Source organism: Sphingopyxis sp. (assembly GCF_035250425.1).
Lineage (GTDB): Bacteria > Pseudomonadota > Alphaproteobacteria > Sphingomonadales > Sphingomonadaceae > Sphingopyxis.
In genome coordinates this window covers 1-2,751 of record NZ_DATFFD010000160.1, presented here as the reverse complement: position 1 = coordinate 2,751, position 2,751 = coordinate 1, and the positions used below count along the sequence as shown (strand labels likewise).

The following is a 2,751-nucleotide window of genomic DNA, read 5'->3' as shown; positions in this document are numbered from 1 at the left end:
AGGCGGCGACGCTCGCCAGCAGACCGGCTACGATGATCTTACGCGACAAATTCATGACCCACTCCCCATCCGCATATTATGCGGGATCAACCCCGAGCGTGCAACGCCGCTTCGGCCTGTTGCACCAGAGATGCGACGATTGCTGCGGCGCTCTCTTCTTCGGATACCATGCCGACAGATTGCCCTGCCATTAACGAACCATTTTCAACGTCGCCGTCGATCACCGCGCGGCGCAGCGCGCCCGCCCAATAATGCTCGATTTCCAGCTGCGCTTCCATCATGTCGACGTCGCCCTTGTCGAGCTTGTTCGCGACTTCGCGCTGCTTGGCGGTGAAGGCCTCGGTCCCCGCATTCTTGAGTGCGCGGACCGGGATGACCGGCAGGCGCGGGTCGATCTGGACGCTCGCGACCGCTTCGCGTGCCGAGGCGCGCATGAATGCCTTTTTGAAATTGGGGTGCGCAATGCTCTCGGTCGCGCAGACGAAGCGTGTGCCGAGCTGGACCCCCGATGCGCCCATCTCGAGATAGGCGGCAATCGCCTCGCCGCGGCCGATCCCGCCCGCGACAAAGACCGGAACTTCATCGGCCAGGGTGGGCAGGATTTCCTGCGCCAGCACGCTCGTCGACACCGGGCCGATATGGCCGCCGGCCTCCATCCCCTCGATCACCAACGCATCGACGCCCGAACGGACGAGCTTCTTCGCGAGCGCAAGCGTCGGGGCGAAACAGATGACCTTCGCGCCCGATGCCTTGATCGCCTCGAGGCTGCCCTTGGGCGGCAACCCGCCCGCGAGCACGACATGGCCGACCTGATGCTTCGCGCACACGTCGATCAGGTCGAAGAGCTGCGGGTGCATGGTGATCAGGTTGACGCCAAAATTGCGCTTTGCCAGCGCCTTGGTCGCCGCGATTTCGGTATCGAGAAGCTCAGGTGTCATCGCGCCGCACGCGATCACGCCGAACCCACCGGCATTGCTGATCGCGCTGACCAGATGGCGTTCGGAAACCCAGCTCATCGCACCGCAGAGAATGGCGTAGTCGCTGCCGAGAAGTTCGGTTCCGCGGGCCATCAGATCGTTAATTTTGCTCATTGAGCCAGCCTTTGCCAGCACTGGGACTCGCGCGCAATCCCCAGCGTCGTTGCGTCGGTCCTCCCGTCGCACGCCTGAATCCGTTCGGCGCGGTCCATTTGGCGCAACAACCCAACCTTTCGGCGCAGAAAGCAAATCAATCATTGTCTACTAAATCACTTGGCATATGCTTGGCCGGCGAATCCACGAGGGAAAGGAAATATCATGAGCGCTATCAACGAAGTCGCCAAAGGCGGCTCCGAAGACGTGCCGCGCGCCATTCAGACGGTGCTCGACGCACTCGACAAGCTGAAGTTCGGTGCGATCCAGCTGACCGTACATGAGGGGCGTCTTGTGCAGGTCGATGTGACCGAGCGGCACCGCTACCCCAATTGAATTTTTGGGCTCCCAACGGGGACATGCGTCCCCTCCTGCCGCAGACCGGACCGCCGGATGTGGTGATTTCTTTTGCAACAGGAAATGACCCATGACTGCGAAATATCCTTCGGTCCGCCGCCGCGTGCGGGCCTCGTCGCTTAGCTTGTCCTTCTTGCTCGCGTGCGCAGCGACGCCCGCCGCGGCCGCTGAGGCTGTGGTGTCCGACGACGCCGACGATGCCGCAGCGCAGGCCGAGGGCGGCAGCTATGGCGGCGAAATCATCGTCACCGCGCGCCGCCGTCAGGAAACCGCGCAGGATGTACCGATCGCCATCTCTGTCGTCGATGGTGAACAGATCGATAATACGGGCAGCTTCAACGTCGGCCGCCTGACCCAGCTGGCTCCGACGCTGCAATTCTACTCGTCGAACCCGCGCAACACCGCGGTCAACATCCGCGGCATCGGCGCGCCGTTCGGCCTGACCAACGACGGGATCGAGCAGGGCGTCGGCATCTATGTCGACGACGTCTATTATTCACGCGTCGCTTCCTCGACCTTCGACTTCCTCGACGTCGCGCAGATCGAGGTGCTGCGCGGGCCGCAGGGCACGCTCTATGGCAAGAACACGACGGCGGGCGCGATCAACATCACGACCAACCAGCCGACCTTCGATTTCGAGGGCAAGGCCGAGGTCAGCATCGGCAATTTCAATTTCAAGCAGGCGAAGGCTGCGATCTCGGGTCCGCTGTCGGACAAGCTCGCCGCGCGCATCGCGGTGTCGTTGACCAGCCGCCGCGGCACCATCTATAACGTCACCAGCGACCGCTGGACCCAGAGCCAGGACAATATCGGCATTCGCGGGCAATTGCTGTGGCAGCCGAACGACGACCTCAGCGTTACCCTTTCGGGCGACTGGAACAGGCAGGACGCGGTGTGTTGCAGTTCGGTCTTCGTCCGCACCGGGGCGACGCAGCGTCCGCTCAGCCGCCAATATGCCGCGCTCGCCGCGGCGCAGGGCTATGCGGTGCCCAGCACCAACCCCTATGACCGGTTGACCGACCTCGACGCGAACCTCAATGCCGGCAACGAGATCGGCGGCGCGGCGCTGCGCGTCAAATGGGACATCGGCCCCGGCACGCTGACCTCGGTCACCGCGTGGCGTTATTGGGACTGGCAGCCCGAAAACGACCGCGATTTCACCGGCCTGCCGATCGTCACCAAGTCGCAGAACCCGTCGCAGCAGGACCAGTATACGCAGGAACTGCGCTATAATTACACCGGCGACCGCTTCGATTTCGTGATC

General features: G+C 63.0%; 3 protein-coding genes. 2 read left to right on the top strand and 1 reads right to left on the bottom strand.

What is annotated here, in order from left to right:
- Positions 1–86: 86 nt before the first annotated feature.
- The gene (locus VJ811_RS09410; RefSeq protein WP_324072015.1) at positions 87–1,091 is read right to left on the bottom strand and encodes an NAD(P)H-dependent flavin oxidoreductase; all 1,005 of its coding nucleotides are present in this window, start codon (positions 1,089–1,091) and stop codon (positions 87–89) included.
- A gap of 204 nt (positions 1,092–1,295) precedes the next feature.
- Here VJ811_RS09410 and VJ811_RS09405 point away from each other — a divergent pair, with 204 nt between their 5' ends.
- Together VJ811_RS09405 and VJ811_RS09400 are read left to right on the top strand one after the other, a co-directional pair.
- Positions 1,296–1,466 carry a YezD family protein gene (locus VJ811_RS09405; RefSeq protein WP_324072014.1) on the top strand — a complete coding sequence of 57 codons (171 nt, stop codon included), beginning with the start codon at positions 1,296–1,298 and terminating at the stop codon, positions 1,464–1,466.
- Between the two features lie 91 nt (positions 1,467–1,557).
- The coding region (locus VJ811_RS09400; protein ID WP_324072013.1) for a TonB-dependent receptor at positions 1,558–2,751 on the top strand (1,194 nt) is incomplete at its 3' end.